The following is a 24,842-nucleotide window of genomic DNA, read 5'->3' as shown; positions in this document are numbered from 1 at the left end:
TAATATAAAAACCAATTAATCAGTAAAAAAACAGGTCTTTCCTATTACTGTGGCTATTCCACTTGTTAATCGCGCATGTGCTCAATAAGTTGGCAACGATTGATCGACATCATTAATCCATGCCAGAATCCCGCCCTCCAGACTTTTTACGTTGCTAAATCCATATTTCTGCATTTCGATCAGCACATCGCGAGAACGCGCGCCCATTTTGCAATGCAAAACGATAAAATCTTCTTTATTCAGAGAAGACAGCATTTCTGAGGACATCATCTGATTCTTGGGAATATGTTTGGCGCCATCGATATGTACGATATTCCATTCCTCGATGCCACGAACATCGATGAGTTGCACGTCTTTCCCTTGATCTTTGATCGCTTTCAGTTCCCTTGCACTAATCACAGGAATCGATGTGTCACGATCCGGTACGCGGCTCATACCACAAAATCTCTGATAATCGATCAATTGCGTGATCGCAGTCCTAACAGGTGCTCGCCGGATTGGAATGAACCGGTAACTCATGTCCAGCGCATCATAAACGGCTAATCGTCCGAGCATGGTCTCACCGATACCGGTAATTAATTTAATCGCTTCAGTGGCCATCATCGAACCAATCGACGCGCACAAAACTCCCAACACGCCGCCTTCCGCGCAGGAAGGCGCCATTTCCGCCGGTGGCGGTTCCGGGTACAGGTCGCGATAATTCAAGCCGACGTCATCCGGCGCGTTTTCCCAGAACACTGAAACTTGCCCTTCAAAACGAAAGATCGATCCCCATACATAAGGTTTTCCTGCCAGCACACAGGCATCATTCACCAAGTACCGGGTGGCAAAATTATCGGTACCATCGATAATCAAGTCATACGCTGCAATAATCGTCATGGCATTGGCTGCTTCCAGCCGTTCGCGATGCAATTGCACGGTTACGTACGGATTAATCTCTGATATGGCGTCCCGGGCACTTTCGGATTTGAGTCGACCGATGTCCGATTGGCCATGAATGATTTGCCTTTGTAAATTCGATTCATCGACGATATCAAAATCAATGATGCCGAGTGTTCCGATACCAGCGGCGGCAAGATACATGAGCACCGGAGAACCTAACCCACCGGCGCCTATCACTAAAACCTTACTATTTTTAAGCCGCTGCTGTCCTTTCAATCCCACTTCGGGAATCAAGACATGACGGCTATAGCGCGAAATCTCTGGCTTGCTTAAATTTTCAACAGATTTCACTAATGGTGGCAATTGCATGAGACTCTCCATTCAAAAATTCTTATCGCGTATCTATTTGTCGCTGCTAGCGTTTAAATTCGCTGCATACAGGATTTACGCTTATTTTTGCGCCTGGTTTCTCTATAGCGAACATAGCTCGCTAAGATTTGCGAAATTTAAATGAAAAGGGAAATGTTGGGAATGTGGCAAATTGCCGCGCGACAATTTGCCACAGCGAATTTTTTTAAAGATTATCTATGGAAAATTCAATGAAAAACTTGAAATCGGAGTGAGTATAGGCGCACGCGATTATTACTCAGCAGCAGCGAGTGATTCGGTTCTTTATTATCTGATCTCTCTAGGAGAATCACCTGGAGAAACTAGGAGTTCTTGATGAAATCCCGAACTATTTTAATTTGATAATCGTCCATCAGCATCGGCGAATGACCGATTCCCGGCAACTCCACAATACGTGCTTTAGGACCGCGTATCTGCATTTGTGCCGCCGTCTCTACCGATAGCACATCCGATTCGGTGCCACGTAAAACCAATGTAGGTGTCGTCAACTGGTCCCATTGTTGCCAGAGATCAATATCAGTGACTTCATGGGCTTGGAAAGTGAAAGCAATTTTTGGATCATAGCGAAAACCATAGGTGCCATCCGCATATTCACGCGCGCTATAAACGGCCATATGGGTCCATTGCTCTTCGGTTAATGGACCAAACGTCACCGAAATCGCTTTCATGTACGTTTTAAATGCTTCAAAGCTATCAAATCTCGGGTCTTTGCCAACATAATCGGCAATTCTGTTCAGCGCTGTTGCAGGAATTAATGGACCAATATCGCTCATGACCAATCTGTTGAGAGGAACCGGGAGATTCGGTTGGATCGCCAGGACCATTCCTATCAATCCTCCCATTGATGTTCCGACCCAATTCAATGTGATTTTCCGTTGATACTGCGATTGGATATGTGTCACCAATGCCAGCGCATCTGACAAATATAAAGGGTAAAAATCGTAATCTTGCGCATGTTCCAGCCAATCACTTTGGCCGCGCCCAACAACATCCACGCAGATTACCCTGAAGTCATTTTGCAAAGCATCTGCAAGATAATCGAAATCCCGGCAATTCCTTGTCAACCCATGCGCACAAATAACGACTTCCGGATTTTTTGGGTTCCCCCAATCGGTATAAACAATATGATGCGGCTTACGCTGTTCTCCGGTTGCTGAGAGAGTCGGAACTAATAACCTCTGAATTGATATATCCATCACATTTTCTCTGTTATGAATCTTAAGCACTCAAGAAAGAGTCGCATTTTCTTATAAACTCAAAATGAAACCCTACACACGGCAACATTGAAAACCGATAATCCATTATATTAAATCTGCTTTCAATTTTTCTTGACTCATCAATAGTATACAAAAAAAATTTATCAATAATTCGAATATTATTTTGCTTCCGGTACAATCCCTCTCAGACCTATTTTTTACAAAAACGAAGAAAGATGAAATTATCGGAGCTTTATTGGCATCGTATCACGCCATTACATATACTGTTATGGCCGCTCAGTATTATGTACAGGTTCTTTTTAATGATTAAAAAAGCCTGTTATTGGCTGGATATTTTTCACTCGGTCAAACTGACGGTTCCTGTAATAGTCGTTGATAGCGTCAGTATTGACAATGACAGCAAGACACCTTTATTGCTTTGGTTAGTTGACTGCTTATTGGCCGATGGGTTCTCACCGGCCATTATCACCCGGGGTAATCCCGACAATCCCGGATTACCCGCACCGGTGACACTTAACGCCGATCGCCAACGTTACGGGACCAAGACTCTGTTAATAGCCGAACACATTGGAATGTCTTGCCCGATCTGGTCTGGAAATGACAGAATTGCCGTCGCTGAAGCATTGCTAAATGCATATCCGGCTTGTAACGTCATTCTTTACGCGGATGGTCTCCAAGATTGCCGGCTTGAGCGGGATATCGAGGTAATTGTAGTTGATTTTAACGAACAAAGCTTTGGGAATGGTTTGCTATTGCCCGCCGGCCCACTCAGAGCAAGCCTCGATGATCTCAATAAAGAAAGTTTTATTGTGACAAACAACGACCCCGGGTATTTGAGAAACTTCGCGAATCGACGTAAAACCTACGTCATGAAACTGTTCTACGAAATCGCTTATAAAATACTCGATTCCAAAACCAGAAAAACCGTTTCAGATTTCGGAAATGAACCACTGCATGCTGTTTCAGATGTTAATAATTTTCACTGGTTTCATGAAGCGCTTTTAAAAGCCAGAATCGATGCCGAGTTCCATACATATTCAGAGAATCATCGATTTATCCCGCAGGACATTGATTTTCCAAATGCTGATGCGGTGCTGATGCCCGAAGAAAATGCACTTCAGTGCCAGGATTTTGCAAATGATAAGCTTTGGGCGTTACCTCAGAAAGCTTGGATCGATAGCGAGCTACAATCCGCTTTGTTAAATAAACTTCGAAATATTTCGAATCAAAGTCACTAAACTATGATGCTTCATACCAGGAGACGCTGAGGGATGCTAGCGCTTGATAGATTCAGGAAGTTAACCCGCATCAATCGACTGATTCACCAATCCGGTTGGCCCAGCCAATCGCTTGCAGTTCAATGTCAGCCAGTTCACTTAAGCTTATAAAACCCAAGCTATTCAAAATTGTTTGAATCGCCGTCACTTCCCCTTTCTCATTGGCCTCGACTAATTTTAGTTCTTGACCTAAACGCCCATCACGCGTCAATAAAGCCTGACTCATATCTTCCGGAATGCCTAATTTGTCTATTATCTGTTGCATATCCATGCCCAGTAGAATATCCAAAAGCGATAATATTCCAACCATAAAAGCTCTTTCATGGTGATTCTTATCATGCGGACGTTCCGCTTTCGCGATTAATTCCAGTAATTTTCCTCGCGCAGCCGCTGTTTGCATCAATGCATTGGATGTACCGCCATCAGCTTGGTCCGCAGTATACAGCAACAACTGAATCCATCTTTGCAGCTGCTGGCGCCCTAGAATTAAAATCGCATGTTTAATTGAGTTAATCTTTTGCGGCAAACCATTCGCTACCGAATTGACCATACGCATCAAGTTATAACTGAGTCCGGGTTGATGTTTAAATTCTTTTTCTAATTCCTCGACATCGCTATCACCCATAGCCAATGTTAACAATTTTAGCAACGCAAGCTTTCCTGGATCCGCTCTTTTAACCGCCATGACTTCCGGTTTGGCAAAATAATATCCCTGGAACATTTGGAATCCTAATTGTCGGCATAGTGCTTCTTGCTCCCGGCTCTCAACTTTGAGTGCTAATAATAATACCGGCCAACGATTCAATTCCGCCACGATTTTAGTCAATTCCGGCTTTTCTAGCGCCAGTACGTTTACTTTCACAACACTGACGATCGGAAGCAACTGTTCAACCCTGCTATTAATTTCGACGATATTATCGAGGGCAAATTGGTATCCTTTTTGCTTGAGCTCATTGCATCGCGTCAAGAATTCCGCTGTAATCGATTCTGTTTCCTTAATTTCAAGGACAACATGCTTAGTTGGCATCAAGCTGATAATGTCACTCATCACCAGTTCAGGATTTGCATTAACAAACCCCCGTAATTTACCCAGCACATTTTGGATGCCCAACTGGCAATACGCGTTGATAATGACATTGGCCGATGCTGATAAGTCGTTTGTTATCGTAGCTGACTCATCCGATTCTTCCCGTCTAAAAAGAAGCTCAAATGCCACCAGGTTTTGGTTACGATCTAAAATCGGTTGTCGCCCAAGAAAAAAACCTTCCATCTAGTTCCTCACATTAAACCTATCAGTATTTTTAAAATCAGAACGCGTATTATTTCAAACTGAATTTTGAAAAATAATCACCACGAACCGTTAGGGATAACGGCATGTTTAATACATACTGGCTATTGCGAAATTGTTATGCTAGCGCAGGAATTGCGCAATTCTTCCCGGTTCGTTTTGCTTGATAGAGCGCTTTATCAGCCCGGCTGACCACGGAATTCTGATGTTCGCCAAATGAACGCAACGCCACTCCGGCGCTAAACGTAACTGGGATTGATTTATTATCAATTTGTATTGACAAGCTTTTAGACAGATTATTTTGTAACCTCTGAATAATGGTCAATGCGTCTTCCATCACAACATCAGGCAATAGAATTACAAATTCTTCGCCACCAAAACGCGCAACGATATCGGTAGGGCGCAGTGTTTCCTTCGCCACGGCTACAAAATTAATCAGAATGCTATCGCCATACTGATGACCAAGATTATCGTTAATTTGCTTGAAATTATCCAGGTCAATGACAACCACACCTAGTGATTGTGCATTTCTATCCGCACGAGCTGCCTCACGAATAAATGTTTCATCCAATCCACGCCGGTTAAAAGCTCCAGTCATCTGGTCAGTTTGTACAAGCCCGCGTAATTGCTCGATCTCATCTTTTAATGTTTCAATTTTCTGTTCTGCACGTTTAATCTGCTCTCGCGCAGTAAAAACTTCATCATTGGTTCTTAACTCTTTGGTTTCAGATAGGACGATGTCAAGAATACGAATGATTTCATCTGGATTCCTCGTTCTTCGAATCTGATCAGCATAGCGTTCAACTTGCTTGTAGTAATCTTCAGAATCAATCATAGGTTTTCGCTCACTTGTAATAGCATCTGATTTAACCAGTCGCAACATCCCTTTTTGTCCTTTTTTGGTAGCTCCTTGCATAGCTATTCTCCTCAATTAACCGCATTGAATGCCAGGCTATGCCAGTTCGGGAATAATTCGTTGGATTGCGAAGGAGAACCCATACCGGTATAGACTGCCATGGACATAAAGTTAACAGAGCTAACCCGTATTGAATTGAATGAATAACAAGGGAAATCCATGTTATTTGCAATCATACATTATGTTAATAATTAAAAACAAAGAGTTACAGAACATATTCCGATGTTAATATTTGATTCTTACCGCTTTTCTTTGCTCGATAGAGTGCTTCATCGGCACGCTTAAAGATGCTTTCTTGTGATTCTCCGGAATGAAGTTGCGCAATGCCCGCACTAAAAGTAATTAACAAGCGTTTGTTTTCATGCAAGAAAAATTTCTTTGTCAAATTCCGCCGGATTCTGGAAAGAATTTGAACACCTTCTTCAAGATTCGTATTAGGTAACAAGATGACAAACTCTTCACCGCCATAGCGTGATACAACATCCTCTGGACGAGTGGTATCTTTAACTGATTCAACCAGATAAACCAGTGCATCATCGCCGACCTTATGGCCATGCGTATCATTCAGTTGCTTAAAATTATCAATATCCAGTAAGGCGAAACATAACGGTACCTGATGGCGGCTGGACCGTGCCGCTTCCCGTTCGAAAGCGCTATCCAGTCCCCGGCGATTCAATATCCCGGTTAAATGATCTTCATGCACCTTCTCACCCATCGCTTGCAATTCTGTTTCAAGTTGGTTGATCTTACTCTGGGCTAAACTGACCTCTGCACGAGCAGCTAAAAAATCATTTCGGTAGCTGGATGTGCTTTTCTGCATTTGCTTGGTTTCTTCCATAATCAACGCAAGCAACTGGTTCAGTTCTTTAATATCATCGGTTTTACTTATCTTCTCAACATACTGCTCAAGTTTCTCTTGATATCCGTCCGTCGTATCGGTGAGTCCTTCAATATTGGTAATTAGCGAAGTAACCATTTTCTTCAAGGTTATTTTGGCTTCGCTTAGACTACTTTTGACGATTTCTTGTCTTTGCGTAATTTCTTCCAAATAATGCCCAGCCTGCTCAATCACTTGAGAATTTAATGGCTTAGCAATTGTTTCTCGCAGCTGACAGATTCTGGCACCTATCCATTGATCTTCCGCCAAGAATTCACCTGTACTATCCATCAGCATATTCAGCAATCTAAGCAAACCTTGCTGCAACTTGTCTCCGCATTGATCATAATTAACAATCCGGTTGTTAAGATTACGAAAAATATCAAGAAAACTCTCCATTTCCGATTTATTTTGTATTTTCCGAAGCTGGTGAGCCAAGGCTCTTACCTCATCAGCCAACATTGCATCGTCAATCCGCTGTGCAATGATATGTTCGAGCATTTCCGACACTAATTCCCGCAATTGATCAGAAAACGGATTACCTATTTCGGTTTTTTCTAAGGTGGGTTGTTCAGTTAGCGTATTTTGAACATCTAAACGAGAAGCTTGAGCAGAAGAATTCTCAAGTGGATCTATTTCTGTTAACTCAGGAGACGATACGTTAGACTCTCCCCAAGAATCCACTAATGCTTTTAGCTTATTGTGTAATTGCTTCGAGTCTTTCGAGAACCTAGCAAGCACTCGTTTGACTCCTTCTCTTTTTTTTGCAATTGTTAAAGTGCCCTGTTTATTTTCTAATTGCTTTAACAATGCTTCAATGGTCTCTCCCCAAGAGGTGGTCTCGGATGCAGAATTATCCATCTGATTTAAAGAACCTATTGCCACATTAGCAACCGAATCGGCACTATCTCCGGAATTCCCTGAAATTTGATAATAAAGCCTAAAATAGTTGTCCGGTGTTGGGGGGATCTTGAGTGCCGCTAACTGACGTAATGTCTCACGTGCGATGATAGTAGGATTAGAATCTTTAAGCTGCTTCATAAAGTACAATAAAGAATAAACATATTCAAATAACACATTCTTCGCAAAAATATCGACTGTAACACTGATTTCTTGATCTTGAATGATTCAGAAAACCATCAACATGATTCTAATGATTTCACTGACGACTCAAAGTTATTCCACTAATTTATTCTTTATCGCATAGCGAATTAATTCTGAATTATTAGATAATTTAAGTTTTTCAAGTAAACGTGCACGATAAACACTGACCGTTTTGGGACTTAGAAACATTTCCGCAGATATCTCTGACAGCGTTTTACCTGCTGCGATAAAACATAAAGTTTGATATTCACGGTCGGATAACGTGGTATATAGGGGCTTATCAACATCTGTATTAATGATGTTGGCTAATTCTTGTGCTACTGCCGGGCTAACATATTTGTCACCCGTCGCAACTTGACGTATTGCTATCACAAGCTGCGCTGGCGCACTTTGCTTATTGAGATAACCGGAAGCTCCGGCTTTTAAAGCACGAATTGCAAACTCGTGCTCGTTATGCATACTAAGCATGAGTACCGACAAGTTTGGTTTGTCTTTCTTTATTTGTTTTAATATTTCTATACCATTCCTATCGGGCAAAGAAATGTCTAATAGCATAACATCAAAATCCTGCTGCCGAGCAATTTTGATTGCTTGAAAACCTGTTTCCGCCTCGCCGGTAACCTTAATATCATCAGTCTCACTCAGTATTTGTTTTAAACCTTGACGAACTATTGCATGATCATCGGCTATCATCACGCTTATCATGTAACCTCCCGGTTTCTCAGCGTTTCATAGCTCTCTTTCTTACTTTCAGTATCTCAGGTTTGGATAATTCTATCTCATCTTTGGATTCAGTCATATATTCAGGCTCTAAATTCTCGGTCGGAATTAAAATCGTTACTTTGGTGCCTTTCCTCGGTTCTCCCACGATGTGAAAATTTCCTTTTAATTGTTGGCAACGTTCACGCATCCCACGAATCCCAAAAGATTCATGTTTTTCCAAGTCGAGATCAGTAATTCCTCGACCATTATCTATTACTTCGAGCAAAACCACTTTGTCTAATTCAACCAATTTGACTTGAATATGCGTTGCGCTTGCATGTTTAGAAATATTTGTAAGAGTCTCCTGGAAAATTCTGAAAATTGCAATCGAGAGATCAGAATCTAATGAAATTTCATCGCTGCTGCATGATACTCGGCACACAATACTCGTCCGATTACTAAACTCTTTGGCTTGCCATTGCACGGCCGCAACAATTCCGCAGTCAAGAATTCCAGGCCGTAAGTCTAATGAAATTCGTCGCGTACTATCAATTACACGATCAACAAGCAATTCTATAGATTTTGCTTTCTGTTGATAAAAATCAACCGGCCTGGCCGCTGTATCCAGGAAGGGAAACAATTCACACTTAATAGCTGTCAACGTTCCTCCGATATCATCATGGATTTCTCTTGCAATCCTGGCGCGTTCCTGTTCTTTGACTTTCTGCAAGTATGAAGATAATTCTGCAAGCTGTTCGCGGGAACGTGCAATCTCGCGCTCGGCCAACTTATTGCGCGTAATATTTATCATGATACCATCCCAAAGCGTCACACCATCCGACATTCTGCGGGGTGTTGCTCGTAAGCTAATCCATTTAATATCACTATCCCCTTTAACTTGAATACACCCCTCCCAATTCCAGGTTGAAAGCTGCTTAGCGGATATCATCATTAATTGATCATAAAAAACTCTATCATCGGTCAAAATTAATTCTGTAAATAAGCCGGGGGCACTAATTAGCATATGCGGTGATAATCCCAACAGCGTTTCACTGGCATCACTGACATATAAAAAGCTTGCTTGGTGATTAGTGCTCAGTTGGAATTGAAAAACAACACCAGGAAGATTGGATGTAATAGCTTGAAAAAGCTCCTCGCTTTTTTGCAGTGCAGATTGCGTTGAAATAAATCGTTGATAGTTCTTAGATTCGTTGATGCTTCGTCGTATCACTGGAACCAGTTTAGCCAAATTCGCTTTCGTCAAGAAATCATAGGCACCCAATGCCATCAGATGTTCCACTACTTCATCACTGACATGATTGGATACCACTATCAATGGAATATCGACTTTATTCTTTTTTACAATATCAATAACTTGTTTCGCACCAAGTCGCGGCAAATTATTTTCTGATAGAACCACATCCCAGGTTCGCGTTTGAAGAGCATCTTCTAAGGCTTTCTTCGTATCAACACAAATATAGTCAATTCGGAAACCACCTTCCGCGAGAATTTCCCTTATCCGATGCTCATCCTCACTCGAGATTTCAACCATTAAGACCTTTAATGCCGCGTCACTAATCATATAGTTCTTCATCCATTAATGCCAAATCACATTAAGAAGCAATTTCTATAATAACTGCCTGAATAATCTTTCGGTTTTACAAAGAAATTATAATTTAGGAAATGCTTTATACCATGAATTACCGTTATTAATTCAAGTATTAGATAACAACCAAACAGGTAAATTCCTAAACTTTTAAAATCGCTGTCCGATAACTGCAAGCAACGGTGGTTGTATACCCTCTTGGATTGCGGGGCATGCCAGCGTATTAAAGGCAATAGTGCCTAAACGAAATAGTTATGAAAAAGGAGAACCCAAATGCCACAAATTATTAACTCTAATGTCGCCTCATTAAATGCACAACGTAACCTTAACAATTCACAAAATGCATTAAACACTTCATTGACGCGCTTATCTTCTGGTCTACGCATTAACAGCGCAAAAGATGACGCGGCAGGTCTTGCAATTTCGGAAAGAATGACTTCACAAATTCGCGGTTTAAATCAAGCCGTTCGCAATGCAAATGATGGTATCTCTCTTTCACAAACAGCTGAAGGTGCTTTAGGTGAAATTGGATCAAACTTGCAACGTATCCGTGAATTGGCTGTACAAGCTGCAAATGCAACCAATAGCGCCGGTGATCGAGCTTCACTCCAAGCTGAAGCTTCTCAATTAAGTGCCGAGGTTACTCGTGTTGCCAGCCAAACCCAATTTAACGGTTTGAATTTGCTCGACGGTTCGTTCTTGAATCAAAGCTTCCAAGTCGGTGCTAACGCAAACCAAACTATCAACATCGCATCGATTTCTGATGCAAGAGCTACTGCATTAGGTAGTCATATTCTGAGCACTAATGGTACGGCAATGGGCACCGCAACTGCTGCTGCCGCTGCTTCTGCCGCTAATGGTGTTGCAGTAGAAGCCGGCTTAACGCTTGCCAACAATAAAGGAGTCACCGGTAACATTAGCTATGCTGCAGGCGCCGATGCTAAAGCCATCGCTGCTGCTATTAATTCAGCTGCTTCCGGTATCGGCATCACTGCAACCGCATCCAACAGCGCCACACTCGGTAATTTATCAGGAACCGGTACCGTCGCCATGACATTAAACGGCAGCACAGTTTCTGCTACAGTTACCGACACTGCAGACCTGAGCGGCTTGGCTTCAGCCATAAATGGATTGCAATCCACAACCGGCATCACCGCTTCATTCGCTTCTGCAACAGATAAATCAGTAATAACACTATCAACAGCAGATGGTAGAGACATTGATTTATCAGATTTCACGAATGGCGTTATAACTGCTGACGTCACTGCTGGCTCAACCACAAGAACGCTAACCAGTGGTGGTAATGACTCAACAACTATCACCGGTACCGTTGAACTCACTAGCTCTAATGGACAAATTACTGCGGCTGGCTCAAATGCAACGGAATTTGGAGCTACCACCAGTTCCTTCAATTCTGTCGCCACTCTGGATATATCAACCGCAGCTAATGCTCAGACAGCAATCAGAACATTGGATGAAGCGTTAAAAGCCATTAACAGCTCACGCGGTGATCTGGGTGCTATCCAGAATCGTTTTAGTTCGACAATCGCAAACCTGCAAACTGCATCGGAAAATCTCTCTGCTTCTCGTAGCCGAATTCAAGATGCTGACTTCGCAGCAGAATCAGCTAACCTAACACGTGGACAGATACTGCAACAAGCCGGTGTTGCGATACTAGCACAAGCTAATTCGCTCCCTAATAACGTACTTTCGTTGTTACGTTAAGAACAACAGTAATAATGCAACAAATAAAGCTGAAAGAGCACTGAATCAGAAAGAATTTAGGTTCTTTCAGCAATAAGGAGTCATATTATGACTATTAGTCAATTAAATGGAACAAATCCATCACCAGTTCCATCATTAACAACAATCGCCCAAAAAGCATCTTCTTCAAATACGGGAAACCCTGCTATTGAATCAAGAATTGGTGGTGCAGAATCTGCAGAACAAATAAAGCAAGCTGTTCATAAAATTCAAGGAACTGTAAATAATTTGGCACAAAATTTGCAGTTCTCGATTGATGAAGATACTGGAAAAACAATTATCAAAGTAGTGGATGTGCATACTGAAGAAGTCATTCGACAGATTCCGACAGAGGAAGCTATCGAGATAGCACGCACACTAGACAAGGTACAAGGCTTACTATTCAACGGTAAAGCTTAAATTTAAACATAGACAGAGCTCTGAAATGCTTTCATCACCCGGAATCGGATCAGGTTTAGATATTAATGGCATCGTTAGTCAAATAATGACAGCGGAAAGCCAACCACTTACTGCGCTTGATAGCAAAGAAGCCAAGCAACAAACTCAATTGACTGCTTTTGGTAGCCTGAAGGGTGCACTATCTTCCTTTCAAGGTAGTCTTACCGCACTGTCAAGTCCGGCAAAATTTACCGCGATGACAGCTAGTATTGCCGATAACACGCTAGCAAACGTAAGTGCAACATCCGCTGCAGCCATCGGGAATCACTCGGTTGAGATTCAAGCTCTGGCACAAGCTCAAAAATTAAAATCCGCCAATTTCTCCACAACTGACGCAACCATTGGAAGCGGGGTTCTTACTATACAATTTGGTACATATAGTGGTGGCTCATTTGTTCTCAATCCTGAGAAATCTGCAGAATCAATAACCATTTCATCTGGAAATTCTTCGCTTGCTGGCATTCGGGATGCAATTAACCAGGCCAAGGCAGGCGTAACCGCCAGCATTATCAATGATGGCTCGGGCAATCGTTTAGTAATTGCTTCTAATGAAACTGGTTTAAGTAATGCGCTAAAAATAACCACAAGCGACAATGATCTAAACAATACTGATAATGCAGGTTTATCACAGCTTGCGTACGATGTCTCAACAGGTGGCACAACTAACATGACTGAGACAGTTGCCGCCAGTAATGCTTCATTGGTCATTGATGGTATTGCAATCAATAAAGCCAGTAATACAATTACGGATGCTATTGAAGGTGTTACACTCGATCTATTGAAAGCAAATGCTGGTACCACCACAACTTTAAATTTAACACGAGATACTGCTGGTATTAATAGCGCAATATCCGCATTTGTTAAAGCGTATAACGATTTAAATAAAACAATTGTCGATGTTTCAAAATATGATGCTGCAACTAAAAAGGCTTCCATTTTAACTGGGGATTCAACAGTTCGTTCGGTGCAAACCCAGATTCGCCAAGCAATCTCTGATCCATTGACTTCAGCCGGAGGCGGCCTCAGCTTATTATCAGAAGTGGGGGTTTCATTTCAAGCAGACGGAACGCTAAAATTTGATTCCAGTAAACTAACTCAAGTTTTAAGCGATCCGACTAAAGATGTTTCAACATTATTTGCTTCAGTGGGAAAGACGAGCGACAGTCTTGTTTCGTTCGCCGGGTCAGATTCCAATACAGTCAATGGCAAGTATGCTCTAAATATCACTCAAATTGCGACACACGGTACGGCTATAGGTAGCACTGCCGCAGCGCTAACTATCAACGCGGGAGTCAATGATTCATTAAGTTTCGCAATTGATGGGATTAATGCCAATATCACGATTGCAGCGGGCACCTATACTGCAACTTCTCTTGCAGCGGAAATTCAATCCAGAATCAATGGAGCATCCGCAATATCATCAGCGGGATTAAAAGTAGCAGCCAGTCAATCTTCTGGAATCTTGACGGTTACTTCCAATAAATATGGCTCCGAATCATCCGTACAAATAACTGGAGGTAATGGAAAAGCGGATCTCTTCGGCACTTCCGTAGAAATCACTGGAAGCGATGTTGCAGGAACAATTAACGGCGTTGTTGCAACAGGCTCCGGTCAAACCCTAACTGGTGCTGCGGAAAGTAGCGGCTTGATTCTAAAAATCACCGGAGGCAGCACAGGCAGTCGAGGAGAAATTGACTTTGCACATGGTTTTGCCCAGAAACTAAATAAAATAGTGGATGGAATGTTGACGGGAAAACTAATAGACAGCCGCATTGACGGAATCAATACATCGATTAAAGACATTGAAGCACAGCGTGAGAAATTGCAATTGCGACTCGAGAATATTGAAAAACGCGTACGCGCACAATTCACCACTCTTGATGCAACGATTGCCAGCATGACTCAAACGAGTAATTTCTTACAGCAGCAATTATCCAAACTTCCAAGTACAACTTAAACAATTAAACTTGAAGAAGCATGAGTCTTACACGATGTGAGGAGAAACAATATGTATTCGACTACAAACTCTGCCATTTCTGCCTACCAACGTATCGGTATTGAAACAAGCGTTGAGTCTGCTAATCCATACAAGCTTATTCTAATGCTATTTGAAGGCGCACAAGAAGCTCTAAATAGAGCAAAAATGCATATGCAACATAATGAGATTGCGGAAAAAGGACAAATGATCTCAAAAGCCATCATGATTATTGACCACGGATTGAAAGCCAGTCTTGATATGAATGCTGGCGGAGACTTAGCAATAAAATTACAAGCACTTTATGATTACATGGCGCACCAACTATTAGTCGCCAATGTTCAGAATAGTATAGAAAAAATTACCGAGGTAAATAAGCTTTTATCTGAACTCTATAGTGCATGGAAAGAGATTGGAGAATTCGCAGAAACTCAAAAAGAATCGCCGCTTGATAAATAGTATTTGAAAAAAGGCCGCCGTACAATGAATAGCACACAAACACTCATGACTTATAACGCGATATTAGCAACTACCGGAAAAATGTTAATTGCTGCCCAAAATAGTGAATGGGAGCAATTGACCAAACTTGAACAAGAGTGCAGACAATTGACTGAGCTATTGATTGAGAATGACCCGGAACCTATCTTGGATGAAGAACTCCTCCAGGCAAAAGTAAAAATAATTCATCAAATCCTAGCAGATGATGCTCAAATTAAAGCAATCACAGAGCCTTGGTTGAAAAAACTTGAAGATATGTTGAATACAAAAGATCACACATACAGCTTACAACAAGCCTATCAACCCCTGAGCTTATGATGTCTATAATCATCCAAGTAAATAACTACTACCAGATTTAATTGACTCAAGAAAGATAAACTGCCGTGATTCCTTCGATCCCAAAAATCGAAATACCCAATGTCACTTCGTCTCAATTAAAGTCTATTACATCTGCAACCTCACCAGTTACGGCGATCCCTCCTGTCGCAAGTATTGCAAATGAATTTATACCGGGAGAAAAATATCAAGCAGTAATAGAAGCACGCTTACAAAATGGAAATTCGCAGATTCTGGTAGATGGTCAGCGTTTGCAAATGCGTTTACCTGAATATTTACAACCAGGGAACAAACTAGAACTCGTTTTTAGCCCACAAGAATCAAAACTAAAATTTCTTCTCTTAAATGAATCACTCGCTGAAACCGAGAAAGACATATCAATCAGTTCTACGGGGAAATTCCTTGGTAATCTTATAAAAGATGTTTTGGAACCAACCGCAACCAAACCATCCTCCTTATTGCATACAACCAACTCTCCTTCCATTAGCAGTTCGACCCCCATTCTGACTGGAAATCCAATAAATAGGACTGAATTACCCGGTTTATTGCAAAAAACAATTACACAAAGTGGATTATTCTATGAATCACATCAAGCACAATGGATCAATGGAGAAAAAAAGCTTGAAAATTTACAACAAGAACCACAAGGAAAATTGATGGTGCTATCAATGGATCCATCATCAACTAGGACGAGCGCCACAACGGCTTCGAGTTCTGATATGCCCGTGCATAATCAGATAATTCCACTGGTTCAGCATCAACTTAACACACTTGAAACCGGACATTTATTATGGCGAGGAGAAATCTGGCAAGGACAATTGATGGAATGGGAAATTGATGAGCAATCTCAAAATGATGAACATACTGATGAGTATGAAAATATTGAGCAATGGCGTACGAAAATAAAACTAACTATGCCGCAACTTGGCGAGATCGTTGCCACAATTGGATTCAATTCACAAGGCGTCAAGATTGATTTGCATGCATCAGAACCTAGCACAGCCGATCTTCTGAAGATTAATCAGACTCCGTTCACCTCAGATCTAAAATCAGCCGGATTGAATATTCAATCGGTTGAGGTTCAGTACAATGGAACGAAATGAATCACATTTAACCGCCGTAGCACTCGCTTATCGAGAAGGACAAGTTGCGCCCAAAGTCGTTGCGAAAGGGCGTGGCATGATTGCTCAAGAAATTATTAAGCGCGCCAAAGAAGCCGGTATTTATGTTCATGAGTCCAGCGAATTAGTTTCATTATTGATGCAGGTGAATCTAGATGATCGCATTCCTCCGCAACTTTATGTTGCCGTTGCAGAACTGCTTGCGTGGCTCTATCGTCTGGAACAAGCAAAATCAAATCCATTAACTACTCATAGTACTGATACAACAGCTATACAAAAAATACTTGGGAGTAAATAGTTATGCAAATTCTAAATCCGAAACCCGAAACTTCTTCAGTATTAGAACCAACGCAATTTACACAGGAAGAAAACGATGAAAATTTCCGGATTCATTCGGAAATTGATATTCTCTTTATTCTTAGAGAGATAATGCAAGCAAATTCCCTAATCACTGTCTACCCCAATTACGATAGTGATTTCATTCTGTCATCAATCCTCGCAATTTATCCTGATAAAAAACAAATGATCATTGATTATGGCGCTAATGAAAAATGTTGCCAGAAAGCGCTGCAGTCTGAAAAATTGGCTATAGTCACCACACAAAACAGGGTAAAAATAGAATTTGTCTGTAACCAAGTTAGAAAATTACAATTTGAAGGACAAGATGCTTTTGCGATAAACATACCAGAGTCGCTACTACGCATCCAACGCAGAAGTCATTTTCGTATTACAACACCGATTGCAAAGCCACTGAAATGCGTTATTCCTATTCCTGGAACCAATTCTTCTAAAGCGGAAGTCGCATTACTCGATATTAGCTGCGGTGGTATTGCCGTTATTGATCAACATCCTGTTATCAATTTTGAACCAGGAACCATTTATAACAATTGTCAGATTGCACTTCCAGAAGTTGGCACTATCACGGTTAGTATCCAGGTAAAAAACACGTATGAAATTACATTGCGCAGTGGTCAAAACTGCTTTCGCGCCGGCTGTCAGTTTATTGAGCTCAAAGGGAATATGCAAACATTGATTCAGCGATATATCATAAAGCAAGAGCAAATAAGAAAAAATAAATGATTGCGGATTAATCTTTATGACTCAGATAGTTTGTTATCGCAACAAATTTCTCTAAAGGCAAATTTTCAGCGCGCGCCCTGGAATCGATCTCCAATGCTATAAAATCTTCTGCCTTCAAATAGTGATACAAAGCATTTCGAAGGGTCTTACGCCGCAGAGAAAATGCCGCTGAGACAATCTGTGAAAACAAGTCTTCATTAGCGGCTTTTATAATGAATTTTGTCTTAGGGGTCATACGAACTACAGCCGATTCAACTTTAGGCATGGGACTAAAAGATTCAGGCGGAACATCAAGGATATACTCCATATCAAAACGATACTGCAACATGACCGAGAGTCGGCCATAATTGGAAGAATCGGGGGCGCCCACCATGCGTTCAACCACTTCCTTCTGCAACATGAAATGCATATCGAAAACATGTTCCTTAAATTGGCTCAAATGGAATAACAAAGGAGTTGAGATGTTATAAGGTAAATTGCCGACAATTCTTAGATTATTGCCTAAACTGGCAAAATCGAATCTGAGTGCATCCGACGTATAAATAGTCAATTTATCCCTTGCAAACTCATCATGCAGTCTAGCCGCAATATCGCGATCAATCTCTATCACATCCAAATGGTCGACCATCCGGATTAAAGACTTGGTTAATGCACCTAGCCCAGGGCCAATTTCGATAATACGATCGTTTTTTTGAGGATGAATCTCTGCGATTATCTTCGCAATAATGGACTGATCGATTAAAAAATTCTGACCAAACCGTTTGCGTGCCTTATGCCGCATAATCACTTGGAAAAAACCTGATTTCTCGCTAATTGGACAGCCAACTCTATCGCTGCCAGCAAGCTTCCGGCGTTGGCTCGTCCGGTGCCAGCCAACTCTAAGGCAGTGCCATGATCAACCGATGTGCGAATGATGGGTAATCCAAGTGTGATGTTGACACCTTCACCAAAACTGGCATGCTTTAATACCGGCAGTCCCTGATCGTGATACATTGTAAAAACGCAATCGTAATGTTTGAGATATATCGGACTAAACAAGGTGTCAGCAGGAATTGGGCCGATCACCTGCATACCCTCCGAACGCAATTGATTCAGTACGGGGATTATTACATCAATTTCTTCTCGACCCAAGTGACCAGACTCACCTGCATGCGGATTAAGCCCCGCCACGGCAATACGCGGTGTATCAATTCCAAACCATGATATCAAGTCGCGCTGTATGATGCGCAACTTACTTTCAATACAATCGGCAGTAATAGCAGCCGCAACATCCTTGAGCGGCAAATGGGTCGTTGCCAATGCTACCCGCATGTTACCGCCCACCAGCATCATTACCACAGAACTTTGTGTCAACCCGGCTAAATATTCAGTGTGGCCTGAAAAATGAATGCCAGCATCATTAATCACCCCTTTATGTACAGGCGCCGTCACCATGCCATGCATTGCGCCTGTTTGACAAGCGGTGACAGCACACTGCAATGTTGTTAATACATAGCGGGCATTAGCGCAATTCAACTCACCCGCTATCGCTCGCTCAGACAATGAGATATGCAGAAACTGTAAACTACCTGGTTGATGTTGAGCCGGGGTAACTGTCGCAACATCAATAAGTTCCAAAGGCAATTTGAGTTGCCGCGCGCGTTCCAGCAACATATCGCCATCCGCTATAACCACCAATCTGCATGGCAAAGGCTGTTGAGCTATTTGTACGCATAAATCGGGACCGATACCGGCGGGCTCTCCAGCCGTCAGTGCCAGCGTAGGAACAAATTGATCGCTCACAGTTCTTCATCCAGACGATATTCCACGTAGGCTTGGTCACGTAACTGCCTTAACCACTCCTGAATAACCACATCCGCCTTTCGGGCGCGTATTGCCTGACGCGCCGCCTGGCGGCGCCGGTCGAGGCTGATATCCTGCGAGCGGCGTTCCAACACTTGGATCAAATGCCAGCCGAATTGTGTTCTCACAGGTTCACTGATCTGCCCCGGCAACAATTCATTCATAGCGTGTTCGAAATCAGGCACGGTATCACCCGGTGAAAGCCAACCGAGATCGCCACCGACTGAAGCGCTGGAATCCTCCGAATAGAGCTTCGCGACTTCTTCGAAATTTTCGCCATTATCTAGCCGCTTTTTAATCGCTAGAATTTTTTGCTTTCCTTCGCTCTCCGATGTCAACTCGTTAATTTTTATCAACACATGACGGGCATGGGTTTGATCAATAATGACTGTCGGTACTTCCTGAGCGCGTCTACCCAGTAATTTGAATATGTGGAAACCATTCGGACTTTGGATAACCGGTGTGATTTCATCTTGTTTCATCGGCTCCAGTAATTGTGCAAAAGACGGCCCCAATTGAGTAACCGGACGCCATTCGATAATACCTCCGGTCCTGGCATCCGCCGCATCTGAGAATTCTGCGACTACCTGCGCAAAATCCGCTCCTTCTTTCAGTTTCGTCAACGCCATTTCCGCCCTTTCAGCTCTCTGTTCTATTTGGGCATTATTCATATTCTCTGTAACCAGAATCATCACATGCGCCAATCGAAACTCTTCCTGACCTTCGCTACTCGTTTCTTGGGTATGCAAATAATTGTCGACTTCCCCTTCTGTCACATTCACTTGGTTCTTAACTTCCCTCTCCTTGAGTCTTGTCATTGTTAGTTCGTCACGAATTTCCTCACGAAACTTGCTATGACTGACACCTTCATGTTCCAGTGCGGTATAAAACTCTGGAAGAGACAACTTGTTCTCTTCGGCAATACGCTGAATAGTTTCATCCACCTCGCTTTCAGCAACAGACAATCCTACTTCCTTAGCATGTTGCAGTTGAATGTGTTTTGTAATCACCGATTCCAGTACTTGACTTTCTAAAGCTTGCTGTTCAGGAATGCGCGCCCCTTGCTGCTGCAATCGGGCAACCGTCATTTTAATTGCTTCGTTAAGTTCCTGACGGGTCACGACATCTTCGTTAACCACCGCAACGATATGATTGATTGGCTTAGCCGCCGCAGGAATAAATGCCAGTTCTTGAGCGCTGATAGGTATAGAAAAGATGCTGGTAAATAAAAGGAAAATGCAGAAATTGAATCTCTTACGCATAAAATAGTGGTACTTGTAGAAAGATTGCAATAAACCGAATCAATGAACGCTGGTATAACCCGGGATACTTTGTTGCAATACTTGCAATGGATTGTTGCCGATCCCCATCAAACCTTTCAGTTCCAGTTGCACAAAAAATGCCGTCGTAGTCGTTTGCGTTGCCGTTGTCAATCGTTGCATGACAAGTCTAAGCGCCCAGCAGCAGGCGCTATACTCAAGTCCGGCCAAGCCCGCAAGAATCTTGTCATCCTTCAGCGAATAATTGACCCGCGTCACACCATGCCAGTTCCCGTAAAGCGGCCACTGAAATGACGTATCAACCTGCTCCAACACTTCACGGGAAAAACGATAACCAAAATTAAGCACTTTTCCCGGTTCCGGCTGATAACTGATACCACTGCGGACTTTTTCCACCCACCCCCTGGATTCGTCCATCTGAATATTGGAATCGGTACTAAGCGTTGGAGTCAGACGGCCGGATATCGCAGCAACAAAATCATTTCTGCCACTGGTTACCTGCGGAAACGGCAAGCTAATTCGTGGATCCGTAAAATTGATTTGCTGCCCCACGGCAACACGCAAATACTCGATACCTGTCTCTTTTTCAATAAACCGCGACGTTAAAGCCAGTACCGTCCGGTTCGCATCATTGATCCGGTCACCGCCGCTGAAGCGATTCTCAGTCAGGATTTGGGCAAAACTGAAGTCATTGACCGCGGAATCAAAATTCGGCAAAAAGCTTTGATTGCGGTAAGGTGCATAAACATAAAATAAGCGTGGTTCCAATGTTTGCAAAAAATCCCTACCGCCCATTTTCAGTTGCCGGTCAAATGCAATTCCGCTATCCAAGCTTACAATTGGAACAGCCCGGTCGACATTTTCCCCTTTGTCACCGACTGGTGCAGCAAGATTATAATGCGTGTAGTGCAAACCGAATTTCGGCGTAATGAAACCAAACTCATTCCGCAGGGGTGCGCTGACCGTGGGATACAGTATCGTCCGATTGCCGTCGACCAGTGTCGGGTGATAGAAGTTCGTCCAACTGCTCTGCAGCTCAAAATCTAATTTCCCGACATTATATTTCGCTGCATTTAAGGAAAAATGAGGAAGCCGCTCGTAGGGAGAAACAAATAGCGCGGAACGATCTTGCAATGTTTGGAAACGCTGCGCAAAACCGGTGAAATGGACCACACCATCATGTCCCAATCGTCCGTTATAAGTGAAACCGCCTTGTTGCGATAAGTTGGTCAAGCTGGTTTGCGCCAGATTCGGGGTCAGTTCGCGGAAATAACGATCATCCGATACTTGATTATAATTCAGGAAACCACGCCAGCCGTTAGCAAGGCTTTGCGTATGTGTGTACAAAATACCCCAGCGGGTTTGATTCGTATGGATATCATGCGGAAGAATATCGAATAACAAATTACCATTCATATTATTGCTACCGATATAACGCAACTCATTACTGAGCAGAAAACCGCGCATTGTCATGATACGAGGAGTAATCGTAGCATCCAGATTCGGTGCGACATTCAAATAAACGGGAAGCCCCATATCAAAACCCGTTCTGGCGTTATAACCGGCAACCGGTGCGAGCAATCCCGATTTCCGCTGTCCGCTATAAGAAAAATCTATCCACGGTGAATACAAAATGGGCGTATCTTTAAATACCACCTTGACATGCCGGGCTGTTCCAACTTCCTTTTTGTTATCGATTTCCAGCTCTTCGGCACGCAAATACCAATCATGATTGCCTTCCGGACATGTTGTATAACTGGTCTCCTTCACTCGATAGTGGTCTTTACCTTCAAAAAAAAGCATATCACCGGCACCTCGACCTTCTCCGGTCTTCATCGAATAATGCGGCTCGGTTAATTGCCCCACCTCAGTTTTCATATTGAGTTCGAGGTGTTTGCCTTGCAGCACATCCTTAGGCCGTTCCAGGCGGATATTTCCCTCTACTTCCGTATCCTCGGATTGTTCATAATATTTCATCCGGTCAGCGGTTAACACATTATCACCATGATGCAGCACGGCATTTCCTGTCGCCTCGATTTCTTGCTTATAATAACCTTTGATGTGGTCCGCTTCGATTAACACAGGCTTCTTTTGAGGTTTAACGATAGGCTTCTTTTCACTCACCACCGGATCAGAGGATCGTTGGCTCCAACCCGTCAGTGGCAAGATCAGCAGGAAAACCGGGATGAGTATACTGTGAAAGAATCGTATATTCATTCTGACACTAACGTTGAGAATCCCGATTGAATGGGTGTAATTGCATGCTTCACTTGTTATCCAATGTTTGGATCAGAATCCTATCAACATTTAGCGGATCTTATTAATTAATTTACAAGCCATTGTACTATTTATTCCAGTCCCCCATCCATCAAAAAACGGTCTTTTTATTCAAATAAATTATTCGTTCCCAGGGTTTTATCGTGCGCGAAACATAAAATAAACCGCACCAACCATACATAATGCAGCCCATAAATAATCCAATTTCAACGGTTCCTTTAAATACAACAGTGCAAAAGGCACAAACACCGTCAGTGTAATCACTTCCTGCAGTATTTTAAGCTGTGCGACGGATAGAACGGTAAAACCGATGCGGTTAGCGGGAACCTGCAGCAGATACTCAAAAAACGCGATACTCCAACTGATCAGAGCGGCGATTATCCAAGGCTTGTGATTTAATTCCTTTAAATGCGCATACCAAGCAAATGTCATGAACACGTTACTCATGATCAACAACAGAATGGTCTGCCAGATTTCACGCATTTTTTATATTTTCAAATCCTGCCAAATCGCGTCGACTCGTTTTTTAACCGCCTCATCCATCACGATCGGCGTACCCCACTCCCGGTTGGTTTCTCCTGGAAACTTATTCGTCGCATCCAATCCCATCTTACCGCCCAGTCCGGAAATCGGACTGGCGAAATCGAGATAATCGATCGGCGTATTTTCCACCAGCAAGGTATCGCGAACCGGATCGACTCGCGTGGTAATCGCCCAAATCACTTCCTTCCAATCACGTACATCAATGTCATCGTCGGTCACGATGATGAATTTGGTGTACATAAACTGGCGCAAAAAACTCCAGATACCAAACATCACGCGTTTGCTATGCCCGGCATATTGTTTTTTCATACTGACCACCGCCATACGATACGAGCAGCCTTCCGGCGGCAGGTAAAAATCGGTAATTTCAGGAAATTGTTTTTGCAGCAACGGCACAAACACCTCGTTCAACGCCACACCCAGAATCGCCGGTTCATCCGGCGGCTTACCGGTATAGGTGGAATGGTAAATCGGGTTATGCCGCATCGTTATCCGATCGATGGTAAATACCGGAAAGGATTCCTGCTCGTTGTAATAACCGGTGTGATCGCCATAAGGCCCTTCCAATGCGGTATCTCCGGGATGGATCGCGCCTTCGAGCACAATTTCGGCGCTGGCGGGGACTTGCAAATCGTTACCGATGCATTTCACCACCTCAGTTTTTGCGCCACGCAGCAAACCAGCGAATTGATATTCGCTCAAGCTATCGGGTACCGGCGTCACCGCTCCCAGAATTGTCGCCGGATCAGCTCCCAACGCAACCGCCAGAGGATACGGTTTACCTGGATTCAATAAACAAAATTCACGAAAATCCAACGCTCCGCCGCGGTGTGCCAACCAGCGCATGATGACCTTATTGGGACCAATTACTTGCTGGCGGTAAATACCCAAATTCTGACGGGTTTTATTCGGTCCCCTGGTAACCGTCAAACCCCACGTGATCAGCGGTGCGATATCACCCGGCCAACAAGTTTGAATCGGCAATCTGCTCAAATCAACTTCACCGCCCTCCCATACAATCTCCTGACAAGGTGCACTGCCCAATTCTTTTGGGGCCATATTCAACACTTGTTTCAGTATCGGCAGTTTTTCCCAAGCATCCTTGAGTCCTTTCGGCGGATCGGGTTCTTTCAAGTACGCCAGTAATTTCCCGACATCACGCAACGCTGCGACCGATTCCTGCCCCATGCCCAAAGCCACTCGCTTGGGTGTGCCGAACAAATTACCTAATACCGGTATGGTATGCCCTTTAGGATGTTCAAATAACAACGCCGGCCCTTGTGCTTTAAGGATACGATCGCAAACTTCGGTCATTTCCAAAACAGGATCGACTACCGCTGCAATACGTTTCAGCTCACCCATCGCCTCCAATTGTGCTAAAAAGTCACGCAGATCTTTATATTGCATTAGA

Annotated in this window: 22 protein-coding genes; 9 read left to right on the top strand and 13 right to left on the bottom strand. The window is 43.0% G+C overall.

Annotation, left to right across the window (positions count from 1 at the left end; translation table 11 throughout):
- Nucleotides 1-81: 81 nt before the first annotated feature.
- Both moeB and KF839_RS03215 read right to left on the bottom strand, forming a co-directional pair.
- A complete protein-coding gene (gene moeB / locus KF839_RS03220; RefSeq protein ID WP_292916387.1) occupies nucleotides 82-1,251 on the bottom strand; it encodes a molybdopterin-synthase adenylyltransferase MoeB in 1,170 nt (389 codons plus the stop codon).
- A 341-nt stretch (nucleotides 1,252-1,592) separates the two neighbouring features.
- Nucleotides 1,593-2,486 carry an alpha/beta fold hydrolase gene (locus KF839_RS03215; protein WP_292916386.1) on the bottom strand — a complete coding sequence of 298 codons (894 nt, stop codon included), beginning with the start codon at nucleotides 2,484-2,486 and terminating at the stop codon, nucleotides 1,593-1,595.
- Nucleotides 2,487-2,722: 236 nt separating this feature from the next.
- On the opposite strand from KF839_RS03215, the gene lpxK reads away from it, so the two are divergent.
- Nucleotides 2,723-3,745: a tetraacyldisaccharide 4'-kinase gene (gene lpxK, locus KF839_RS03210; RefSeq protein ID WP_292916385.1), complete on the top strand. Its 1,023-nt coding sequence runs from the start codon at nucleotides 2,723-2,725 to the stop codon at nucleotides 3,743-3,745.
- A gap of 70 nt (nucleotides 3,746-3,815) precedes the next feature.
- On the opposite strand, the gene KF839_RS03205 is transcribed toward lpxK, so the two are convergent.
- The 5 genes from KF839_RS03205 to KF839_RS03185 all read right to left on the bottom strand — a co-directional run bounded on the left by KF839_RS03205 (nucleotide 3,816) and on the right by KF839_RS03185 (nucleotide 10,253).
- Entirely contained in the window at nucleotides 3,816-5,054 is a 1,239-nt protein-coding gene (locus tag KF839_RS03205) for an EAL and HDOD domain-containing protein (RefSeq protein WP_292916384.1), read from the bottom strand.
- Between the two features lie 136 nt (nucleotides 5,055-5,190).
- On the bottom strand, nucleotides 5,191-5,988 hold the full coding sequence (locus KF839_RS03200; protein WP_292916383.1) for a GGDEF domain-containing protein: 798 nt from the start codon (nucleotides 5,986-5,988) through the stop codon (nucleotides 5,191-5,193).
- 205 nt (nucleotides 5,989-6,193) lie between these two features.
- A complete protein-coding gene (locus tag KF839_RS03195; protein WP_292916382.1) occupies nucleotides 6,194-7,906 on the bottom strand; it encodes a GGDEF domain-containing protein in 1,713 nt (570 codons plus the stop codon).
- Nucleotides 7,907-8,041: 135 nt separating this feature from the next.
- A complete protein-coding gene (locus KF839_RS03190; protein WP_292916381.1) occupies nucleotides 8,042-8,674 on the bottom strand; it encodes a response regulator in 633 nt (210 codons plus the stop codon).
- 16 nt (nucleotides 8,675-8,690) lie between these two features.
- Nucleotides 8,691-10,253, bottom strand: a complete 1,563-nt coding sequence (locus tag KF839_RS03185; RefSeq protein ID WP_292916380.1) for a hybrid sensor histidine kinase/response regulator — start codon at nucleotides 10,251-10,253, stop codon at nucleotides 8,691-8,693.
- Between the two features lie 297 nt (nucleotides 10,254-10,550).
- On the opposite strand from KF839_RS03185, the gene KF839_RS03180 reads away from it, so the two are divergent.
- From KF839_RS03180 to KF839_RS03145, 8 genes are all read left to right on the top strand, one after another.
- On the top strand, nucleotides 10,551-12,002 hold the full coding sequence (locus KF839_RS03180; RefSeq protein ID WP_292916379.1) for a flagellin N-terminal helical domain-containing protein: 1,452 nt from the start codon (nucleotides 10,551-10,553) through the stop codon (nucleotides 12,000-12,002).
- 87 nt (nucleotides 12,003-12,089) lie between these two features.
- Nucleotides 12,090-12,440 carry a flagellar protein FlaG gene (locus tag KF839_RS03175; protein WP_292916378.1) on the top strand — a complete coding sequence of 117 codons (351 nt, stop codon included), beginning with the start codon at nucleotides 12,090-12,092 and terminating at the stop codon, nucleotides 12,438-12,440.
- Nucleotides 12,441-12,465: 25 nt separating this feature from the next.
- On the top strand, nucleotides 12,466-14,436 hold the full coding sequence (fliD, locus tag KF839_RS03170) for a flagellar filament capping protein FliD (RefSeq protein WP_292916377.1): 1,971 nt from the start codon (nucleotides 12,466-12,468) through the stop codon (nucleotides 14,434-14,436).
- Between the two features lie 51 nt (nucleotides 14,437-14,487).
- A complete protein-coding gene (gene fliS / locus KF839_RS03165; protein ID WP_292916376.1) occupies nucleotides 14,488-14,913 on the top strand; it encodes a flagellar export chaperone FliS in 426 nt (141 codons plus the stop codon).
- A gap of 24 nt (nucleotides 14,914-14,937) precedes the next feature.
- Nucleotides 14,938-15,270: a flagellar protein FliT gene (locus KF839_RS03160; RefSeq protein ID WP_292916375.1), complete on the top strand. Its 333-nt coding sequence runs from the start codon at nucleotides 14,938-14,940 to the stop codon at nucleotides 15,268-15,270.
- Nucleotides 15,271-15,335: 65 nt separating this feature from the next.
- Nucleotides 15,336-16,391 (top strand): flagellar hook-length control protein FliK, encoded by a 1,056-nt coding sequence (gene fliK, locus KF839_RS03155; protein ID WP_292916374.1) that lies wholly within the window; start codon nucleotides 15,336-15,338, stop codon nucleotides 16,389-16,391.
- Nucleotides 16,378-16,707 carry an EscU/YscU/HrcU family type III secretion system export apparatus switch protein gene (locus KF839_RS03150; RefSeq protein WP_292916373.1) on the top strand — a complete coding sequence of 110 codons (330 nt, stop codon included), beginning with the start codon at nucleotides 16,378-16,380 and terminating at the stop codon, nucleotides 16,705-16,707. Before fliK ends, KF839_RS03150 begins: the two co-directional genes overlap by 14 nt.
- 2 nt (nucleotides 16,708-16,709) lie before the next feature.
- Entirely contained in the window at nucleotides 16,710-17,489 is a 780-nt protein-coding gene (locus KF839_RS03145) for a flagellar brake protein (protein ID WP_292916372.1), read from the top strand.
- Between the two features lie 7 nt (nucleotides 17,490-17,496).
- Here the strand turns inward: KF839_RS03145 and rsmA are convergent, their stop codons facing one another.
- The 6 genes from rsmA to ubiD all read right to left on the bottom strand — a co-directional run bounded on the left by rsmA (nucleotide 17,497) and on the right by ubiD (nucleotide 24,838).
- The gene (gene rsmA, locus KF839_RS03140) at nucleotides 17,497-18,270 is read right to left on the bottom strand and encodes a 16S rRNA (adenine(1518)-N(6)/adenine(1519)-N(6))-dimethyltransferase RsmA (protein ID WP_292916506.1); all 774 of its coding nucleotides are present in this window, start codon (nucleotides 18,268-18,270) and stop codon (nucleotides 17,497-17,499) included.
- Between the two features lie 2 nt (nucleotides 18,271-18,272).
- Nucleotides 18,273-19,271 (bottom strand): 4-hydroxythreonine-4-phosphate dehydrogenase PdxA, encoded by a 999-nt coding sequence (gene pdxA, locus KF839_RS03135; RefSeq protein ID WP_292916371.1) that lies wholly within the window; start codon nucleotides 19,269-19,271, stop codon nucleotides 18,273-18,275.
- Nucleotides 19,268-20,593, bottom strand: coding sequence for a peptidylprolyl isomerase (locus KF839_RS03130; protein WP_292916370.1), 1,326 nt, complete (start codon nucleotides 20,591-20,593; stop codon nucleotides 19,268-19,270). Before KF839_RS03130 ends, pdxA begins: the two co-directional genes overlap by 4 nt.
- Before the next feature lie 39 nt (nucleotides 20,594-20,632).
- Nucleotides 20,633-22,828 carry an LPS-assembly protein LptD gene (locus tag KF839_RS03125; RefSeq protein ID WP_292916369.1) on the bottom strand — a complete coding sequence of 732 codons (2,196 nt, stop codon included), beginning with the start codon at nucleotides 22,826-22,828 and terminating at the stop codon, nucleotides 20,633-20,635.
- A 198-nt stretch (nucleotides 22,829-23,026) separates the two neighbouring features.
- Nucleotides 23,027-23,371, bottom strand: a complete 345-nt coding sequence (locus KF839_RS03120) for a DMT family protein (RefSeq protein WP_292916368.1) — start codon at nucleotides 23,369-23,371, stop codon at nucleotides 23,027-23,029.
- Nucleotides 23,372-23,374: 3 nt separating this feature from the next.
- Nucleotides 23,375-24,838, bottom strand: coding sequence for a 4-hydroxy-3-polyprenylbenzoate decarboxylase (gene ubiD / locus KF839_RS03115; RefSeq protein ID WP_292916367.1), 1,464 nt, complete (start codon nucleotides 24,836-24,838; stop codon nucleotides 23,375-23,377).
- Nucleotides 24,839-24,842 lie beyond the last annotated feature (4 nt).

The organism is Nitrosomonas sp. (genome assembly GCF_019635155.1).
Lineage (GTDB): Bacteria > Pseudomonadota > Gammaproteobacteria > Burkholderiales > Nitrosomonadaceae > Nitrosomonas.
This window is presented reverse-complemented; position numbering and strand designations above follow the sequence as displayed.

Coding starts and splice junctions, on each gene's coding strand:
- moeB (WP_292916387.1), bottom strand. CDS start 1,251: ATGCAATTGCCACCATTAGTGAAATCTGTTGAAAATTTAAGCAAGCCA.
- KF839_RS03215 (WP_292916386.1), bottom strand. CDS start 2,486: ATGGATATATCAATTCAGAGGTTATTAGTTCCGACTCTCTCAGCAACC.
- lpxK (WP_292916385.1), top strand. CDS start 2,723: ATGAAATTATCGGAGCTTTATTGGCATCGTATCACGCCATTACATATA.
- KF839_RS03205 (WP_292916384.1), bottom strand. CDS start 5,054: ATGGAAGGTTTTTTTCTTGGGCGACAACCGATTTTAGATCGTAACCAA.
- KF839_RS03200 (WP_292916383.1), bottom strand. CDS start 5,988: ATGCAAGGAGCTACCAAAAAAGGACAAAAAGGGATGTTGCGACTGGTT.
- KF839_RS03195 (WP_292916382.1), bottom strand. CDS start 7,906: ATGAAGCAGCTTAAAGATTCTAATCCTACTATCATCGCACGTGAGACA.
- KF839_RS03190 (WP_292916381.1), bottom strand. CDS start 8,674: ATGATAAGCGTGATGATAGCCGATGATCATGCAATAGTTCGTCAAGGT.
- KF839_RS03185 (WP_292916380.1), bottom strand. CDS start 10,253: ATGATTAGTGACGCGGCATTAAAGGTCTTAATGGTTGAAATCTCGAGT.
- KF839_RS03180 (WP_292916379.1), top strand. CDS start 10,551: ATGCCACAAATTATTAACTCTAATGTCGCCTCATTAAATGCACAACGT.
- KF839_RS03175 (WP_292916378.1), top strand. CDS start 12,090: ATGACTATTAGTCAATTAAATGGAACAAATCCATCACCAGTTCCATCA.
- fliD (WP_292916377.1), top strand. CDS start 12,466: ATGCTTTCATCACCCGGAATCGGATCAGGTTTAGATATTAATGGCATC.
- fliS (WP_292916376.1), top strand. CDS start 14,488: ATGTATTCGACTACAAACTCTGCCATTTCTGCCTACCAACGTATCGGT.
- KF839_RS03160 (WP_292916375.1), top strand. CDS start 14,938: ATGAATAGCACACAAACACTCATGACTTATAACGCGATATTAGCAACT.
- KF839_RS03150 (WP_292916373.1), top strand. CDS start 16,378: ATGGAACGAAATGAATCACATTTAACCGCCGTAGCACTCGCTTATCGA.
- KF839_RS03145 (WP_292916372.1), top strand. CDS start 16,710: ATGCAAATTCTAAATCCGAAACCCGAAACTTCTTCAGTATTAGAACCA.
- rsmA (WP_292916506.1), bottom strand. CDS start 18,270: ATGCGGCATAAGGCACGCAAACGGTTTGGTCAGAATTTTTTAATCGAT.
- KF839_RS03130 (WP_292916370.1), bottom strand. CDS start 20,593: ATGCGTAAGAGATTCAATTTCTGCATTTTCCTTTTATTTACCAGCATC.
- KF839_RS03125 (WP_292916369.1), bottom strand. CDS start 22,828: ATGAATATACGATTCTTTCACAGTATACTCATCCCGGTTTTCCTGCTG.
- KF839_RS03120 (WP_292916368.1), bottom strand. CDS start 23,371: ATGCGTGAAATCTGGCAGACCATTCTGTTGTTGATCATGAGTAACGTG.
- ubiD (WP_292916367.1), bottom strand. CDS start 24,838: ATGCAATATAAAGATCTGCGTGACTTTTTAGCACAATTGGAGGCGATG.